The following is a 6,731-nucleotide window of genomic DNA, read 5'->3' as shown; positions in this document are numbered from 1 at the left end:
GTCGTCAAGAAGGGGGGGGGATGGGTCGCAATATGGGAGGCGTGCCGCAACAGCGCGGGCTGACCCTGGTGGAGCTCGTCGTCACCATTGCCATCGCCGCCATCCTCATGGCCATCGCCATGCCGAGCCTGCAAAGCTTTCTACTCAACTCCAAAGTGAGATCTGCCGCTGGCCGTCTACAGGAGGACTTGCAAATGGCCCGTGCCGAAGCCGTCAAAACCAATCAGGTCGTCGCCCTCAACATCAGCGCCGCCAACGGCATCTGCGCCTGGAGCCTCGCGCCCACCTTCTCCAGCTACACCCCCATGACCGCCCCGCGCTACCAGAGCGAATACGCCAGCGTCTCCTGCACAGCCACCGCCAGCCAAATCTGTTTTGATCCGCTCGGCACCCTGGCCCCCGGTGGCAACTGCGCCCTGGGCGGAACCTTCACCTTCGCGCCCAACACCAACGGCACCACCTGGATGGTGTTCGTCAATGCCGGCGGACGCGTCACCAGTTGCCTGCAAAGCGCCGGCGGCGGCTGTTACATCACCCCATGAAAAAGCCGAGCCCTTCATCCGAGCAAGGTTTCAGCCTGATAGAGCTCATGGTGGCCTTGACGATCTTCGCCATCGGCCTGCTGGGCCTGGCCTATCTCCAGGTGGCGCTCATCCGGCAAAACTCGGGGGCGCAATACATGGCCCAAGCCAGCCTCGCCGCCAACCAGATGTTGGGCAACATCTGGGCCGCCGGCAGAAGTAACCTGGGGGATTTCAACGGCATGGACACTTGTACCAACAGCTTGCCTGGCACGGGCAATGCCGCCGCCGTAGCCGCAGCCTGGTCCAACTTGGTGGCCAATACTCTACCCCAGGGCTGTGGTTCCGTGCAGTTTTACACGCCCAATGGTACCGCCACTGCGGGTACCAGCATCACCCTGCCCGCCATTGCCACCATCAGCGTGCAATGGGGCACACCCGTGGGCGGACAGCACCAGATGAACGTCAGCACGGAGATCTTGCTGCCATGACCACATCGCGCTCGGAGCACGGAGGCTTCACGCTGGTCGAACTCCTCGTGGTCATGGCCATTTCCCTCATCGCCATGGTGGCGATCTACGGTATTTTCATCAGCAGTTCCGATCAAGCACGGCGCACTCAGCAAATCACGGATATGTGGCAACAGGCGCAAGCGGCAATGAACATGGTCACGGATACCACTCGCCAGGCGGGTTACGGTCTTGACAGCGGCGGATGCAGCCAGACTTTGGCCACCGTTAACGCGGGCAACTCAACCATCAACTTCGTCCCAATCCAGGCAGCCACGCAATCCGCGCCCCAATATGACCCAACGGCGCATAACGTGAGCACCCAAAGCTTGACCGTCAGAATGGCCACATCCAGTAATAGCGGCTTCTCAGCCACATCCATCACTAAGGCGCCAGCAAATACTGCAGCGAATTTTTCCGTAGACAATACCTCTGGACTTGCAGTCAATGATCTTCTTTTGATCAAAATGGAAAATGGAATCTGTGCAGTGGCCCAAATTACCGGTCCAAGCAACCTGGGGAATGGCGCAAATACTGTCGTCCACAACTCGGGGGGGAACAACTACAATATTGCTGGAGGCATTGCCGCGCTCGGCCAAAATGCAAACCCTTCCGTCACGGTGACTGCCCAGGATCTCAACGGCGCATCCCTCTATGATATGGGTCAGGGCAACCATACGTACACCTTCAGCATTAGCAATACTACCAGCGTCGGAGGCACAACTACTTCTACTCCCACATTGGTGCTCACCACCCAGTCTGCCACCAGCACGGCGCAAACCCACGCCATCGCCACCGGCATCGTCGATTTGCAATTGTTATTCGGCTACGCCATCAACCCCGGTCAGCCTTTGCTTTATGGCCCTTGGAATGCCACGCAGGTGAGCTTAATACGTAGCGTTCGCATTTACCTGCTCGCGCGCAGTCCGGTGCAATTCCGCAACTATCACGCACCCGCATCCATCGCCTTATACAATCTGCCATCGGCGCAAAGCGCCACCGGTTCCGCCTTGTCGGCTGCTTACACCGTGACCTCTACGGATCAGGGGTATCGTTACCAACTTTTCCAAAACGAAGTCCCTCTTCTCAACCTCGTATGGGCTGCGCCACCATCATGATCCCGGAAAAAAACAGCGAAAGCGGAGCGACCCTCGTACTGGTCCTGCTCGTCCTCGTGGCCCTGACCCTCCTGGCCCTATCCGGCTGGTATCTCACCAAAACCTCCGTGGACATTGCCGGCAACATCGCCTATCGCAATGGGGCGCTGAACATCACCAATGTCGCCCTGGAAGACGCGGGCAATTACATCAATACCATCCCCATGCCCCCTGGCCTCCCCAGTGTCCAACCCAGTTGGTTTTACAATTCTTCGGCCCCAACGGGCAGCCCCATATCCGCCATCACGGCCAGTTCACCGCAATGGAGCACGGCCAAAACCGTATCCATCCCCAGCACGCTGGGCAATAGCCTGCAAGGTGGATCACTGCAATACTTCATGGAATTTTTAGGCAATCATGCCTGCAATGCCGCTGGATATGTCACCAACAGCACCTGCTATTACTATCGCGTCACGGTGATGGCCACTGGCGCGCGCAATACCCATGTCATCACCCAGTCCACTTACCGCCTCGTGACCGCCAAGCAGGGTTAAGGATCATGCCATGAGAAAAAACGTCTTCTTGCGCAAATGGCTCTGTGCCACACTAAGCGTCAGCCTGGCCCTGGCTCCCCTCCTCGCCAACGCCGCCACCCCCCTCAGCCTCTCCAATGTGCCGCTGGTCCTGCAGGTAAAAGGCCAGCCGCAGGTGCTTTTCCTGGTGACCAACTCCCAGTCCATGGATGGCAACCTCTCCGGCGCCATCATGACCGGTTCTGGCATCGTCGCCGCCAACCAAAGCTCCGCTTCACCCCAAAATTACACAGTTCCTAGCGGCTTTACCGCGCCGGTCACTGGACAAACATCCGGTACGGCGCCCTATACCGCTACCGTCAACGGAAATTTCGTTGACAACTCCCCCAGCCGGCTCAACGTAGCGAAAGAAGCCGTTCAGCAAACCTATGCGGCCTACAGCAATGTCATCCAGTTCGGCCTGATGGACCTGGGGGTTAGCGGTAACTCGGTTTATAACACCTGGGTGTATTACATGAGCGGGGCCAATGGCTTCCAGTTCGGCTCCAGCAGCTCGGCACCGTCCGGCCTGCTGGCCGTTGCCAATCCTTGCTATCAATCCTCCAGCAATAGCTGCAGCAATATCAAAAATGTCCTCAGCACGTCTCCTTATAACATTAGTGGCACGACCTCGCAGCCGTATTTGTATATTTCTGCTACCAGCGACGATCCCAGTATTAATGATGTACTTTATGTGCCTTCTAATTACGGATTTCCAAGTAATATTCTTACCTACGGTGGAGCTTCTCCTGCCAACCCTTATCCTCCAAATTATAGCCTTCAGCAATATAATCAAGGGGGTGTTTCAGAGGGTTACCCTTACTCCACAGGAGGCCTTTATAGCACATCTCCCACCAATGCCGGCTACGTTCCCTACTCCCCCATGGTCTGGTATGCGCAAAGGGGCTTTGGTTTTTATGGCTCTGTCACCAACAGCAGCGGCGCCCTCGGTGGAAATTTGGTCATTCCGGTAGCCAGCACCAGCAGCAGTCAGACAAACAATTTCACCACCGCCCTGGCACCCGAGACAAGCGATGTAAACTCTGCCGAAATCAAGGCCGACGCCGTCAACAACAGCGTGGCCAGCGCCCTGCAGACCGCGCTGAATTATTTTACCGGCGACAACCCGCCCGCCTCCAGCAATGGCTGCGCTCCATCCGGCAGATATATCGTCCTAGTCACCGACGGCCTGCCTACGGTCGATCTCAGCGGCAACGCCTGGCCGCCCCTGGGCAGCGCTGCGGCCGCAGGCTATGGCGTAACGGCCACTTTCAACACCGATGGCAGCCTCAACACCACCAATGACCAGGCCCTCACCGACACCATCAGCCAGATCCAGGCCTTGGCCCAGCAGGGCATCAAGACCTACGTCGTGGGCCTGGGCGCCGGCGTGGACCCCAGTAAAAACCAGGCCGCCGCCCAAACCCTCACCGCCATGGCCGTGGCGGGGGGTACCAGCAACTACTTCCCCCCCACCACCCCCGCCCCCGCCGCCCAGCAGCTTGGGGCCATCCTGGGCCAGATCGAGGCGCAGACCCTCTCCACCACGGCGGTGGCCAGCAACTCCACCAGCGGCTCGGCCAACGGCTACATCTATCAGGCCTCTTTTCAGTCAAAATCGTGGACCGGCGATGTCACCGCCACCACCGTCAGCCAGCAAACCAATCCCGCCACCGGCGGCCCCCAACTGGTCCTCGGCAACCTGCCCACCTGGTCGGCGCAGACGCAACTCACCAATCTGAACTATAGCAGCCGCGACATTGCCACCTTCGACCCGACCTGTAACAAAGGCGCTGGCTGTGGTATCCCCTTCGCCTGGCCCAATATCAACACGACCCAACAAGGCCAGCTAGAGACCGGCTGGAATTCCCTCACCACGGCCCAGCAGGCTCTCTTCACCAGCACCCCCAGCAGCACCCCGCCCGCCAGCTATGGCCAGGCCGTGCTGGGTTACCTGCAAGGCAATACCGGGCAGGAGGCCCCAAACGGTCCCTTCCGCACGCGCTCGGGCATACTCGGAGATATCGTCGATAGCGCGCCCACCTATGTCGGCGTGCCCAATGCGGGCTACACCGATCCCAGCTACCAGGCCTTTGTCCAGCAGCAGCAGATAGCCCTCAACAACAACACCATGCCCCCCATGGTCTATGTGGGTGCCAACGACGGCATGCTGCACGCCTTCAACGCCAAAACCGGCCAGGAGCAGTTCTCCTTTGTGCCCAACGCCGTATTTTCCAATCTCTATCTGCTATCGCAGCCGGCTTATAGCGGAAACCACCACTATTATGCCGACGGCACCCCAGCCATCGGCGATGTCCCTTTCCCGGACACCGCCAGTACCCCACCAGTGCCGTCGGTGACCAACTGGCAAACCATTTTGGTCGCCGGAGAAAACAATGGCGGTAACAGCGTTTACGCCTTGAACATCACCCAACCGCAAACGATGACTTCGCCCAGCGCGGTAGCCGGCAATGTGCTTTGGGAGTTTACCGATCCCAACCTGGGCCAGACCTACGGCACCCCCGTCATTGCCCGTATTCCGTACCAGGGCCAAACCATCTACGCCGCCATCTTTAGCTCGGGCTACAATAACAGCACCCAGACGCCCTATTTATACATCGTCAATGCGCAGACGGGCGCCCTTCTCAACTCCGTCAACCTGTGCAGCTATGACACCACTGCCTGCAGCAGCAGCCAGGCCAACGGCGCATCCAGCCCCGCAGTGGGCTCTACCTACGGCAATGGCACGGACAACCGCGTCTATATTGGCGACCTGCAGGGCAACCTCTGGCGGGTCGATTTGTCCGCCCTCAACCCGGCGAACGGCCAAAAGAATGTGCCTGCACCCGTAAGCCTGCTCTTCAAGACACCGACGCTGCCAGCCAGCATCAATGGCACGATAGTAAACCTGCCTCAACCCATCACCACCCCGCCCCTGGTCACCCTCAATCCCAATTACCCCGCGCAACCGGGGCTGATGGTAATCTTTGGCACCGGCCAGCTTTTGCAGCAATCGGACCTGACCAATACGCAGGTACAATCGGTCTATGGCGTATGGGATAAAGGAAACGGGTCCACCGTTGCCCAATCCAGCCTGGTGCAGCAAACCATCTACACCACCAATATCGGGGCTACTCAAGTCCGCCTCATGTCCAAGAATCCCATCAACTGGTCCGCCAATTTAGGCTGGTACGTCAATCTGCCCGCCACAGGCGAACGGATGATCTCGAATATGTTGCTTTACGCCGGCCAGGTGATCTTTACCTCTTATGCACCCACCCCCAATGTCTGCGGGGCAGGTGGAAGCAGCTATCTGATGGACTTCAATTACGCGACGGGCACTTCCTTCTCCAACCCCGTCTTCGATGTCAATGGAGATGGCCTGATCAACGCCTTGGATACGGTCACCAGCCCACCAAGCGGATATGGTCCAAACCCCGGGGGGATAGCCCTGGGCTCAGGCTTTGCCTCCGCACCGAGCCTGACCGGGAGTTTCATCACCCTTTCTCAGGGCAATGCCCTGAAATCCATCCTGCACCAAACAGCGGGGATGGTCCCGCTCTACTGGAGGCTGCTCAATGGCCAATAAACCGCTCCCGCAGCAATTGGCTCGCGCTTTGCTCGCAACCGCATTTTTAGCCTTCGTGCCAGCATCGGCTTCCGCGATAGCGCTCACCCCCGCCTGGGGACCCAACGCAGGGAAAAGACTTCCTCCGCCCAACGCCCAGGAAGGACCTGCCCTGCCCTTTTCCCACGGAGGCGAAAACCTAACACCACCAGTCCCCGACAGAAGCCCTGGCAACTCTGCACGGCGCAAGGGCAGATCAGACGCCATTGACATTCCCTTGAAGGCCCATCCGGCCCAATAAATCGGCCTTAACACGCCCCATCCGCCTGCCTCCCAGGGCAGGCATTTTTTTACCCCCGGCCCTCGTGTACCATGCACCCATGGAAAATCTCTTCAGTCACTACGCCCTCTTCCTCGCCGACACCGCCACCATCGTCGTGGCCATCCTGATCATTGCCGCCGGG

General features: G+C 58.8%; 5 protein-coding genes. All 5 read left to right on the top strand.

What is annotated here, in order from left to right; genetic code table 11:
* The coding region (locus ACYCUK_RS22505) for a GspH/FimT family pseudopilin (protein ID WP_461596844.1) at positions 1-542 on the top strand (542 nt) is incomplete at its 5' end.
* A complete protein-coding gene (locus ACYCUK_RS22500) occupies positions 539-1,012 on the top strand; it encodes a type IV pilus modification PilV family protein (RefSeq protein ID WP_461596843.1) in 474 nt (157 codons plus the stop codon). The genes ACYCUK_RS22505 and ACYCUK_RS22500, both read left to right, overlap by 4 nt.
* On the top strand, positions 1,009-2,148 hold the full coding sequence (locus ACYCUK_RS22495) for a PilW family protein (protein ID WP_461596842.1): 1,140 nt from the start codon (positions 1,009-1,011) through the stop codon (positions 2,146-2,148). The genes ACYCUK_RS22500 and ACYCUK_RS22495 overlap by 4 nt, the downstream gene beginning before the upstream one ends.
* On the top strand, positions 2,127-2,681 hold the full coding sequence (locus ACYCUK_RS22490) for a hypothetical protein (protein ID WP_461596841.1): 555 nt from the start codon (positions 2,127-2,129) through the stop codon (positions 2,679-2,681). The genes ACYCUK_RS22495 and ACYCUK_RS22490 overlap by 22 nt, the downstream gene beginning before the upstream one ends.
* A gap of 10 nt (positions 2,682-2,691) precedes the next feature.
* The gene (locus ACYCUK_RS22485; protein WP_461596840.1) at positions 2,692-6,288 is read left to right on the top strand and encodes a pilus assembly protein; all 3,597 of its coding nucleotides are present in this window, start codon (positions 2,692-2,694) and stop codon (positions 6,286-6,288) included.
* Positions 6,289-6,731: the final 443 nt, after the last annotated feature.

It is taken from the genome of Thiomonas sp. (genome assembly GCF_054608695.1).
The sequence above is the reverse complement of the archived record's forward strand: the minus strand, read 5'-3'. Positions and strand labels throughout refer to the sequence as shown.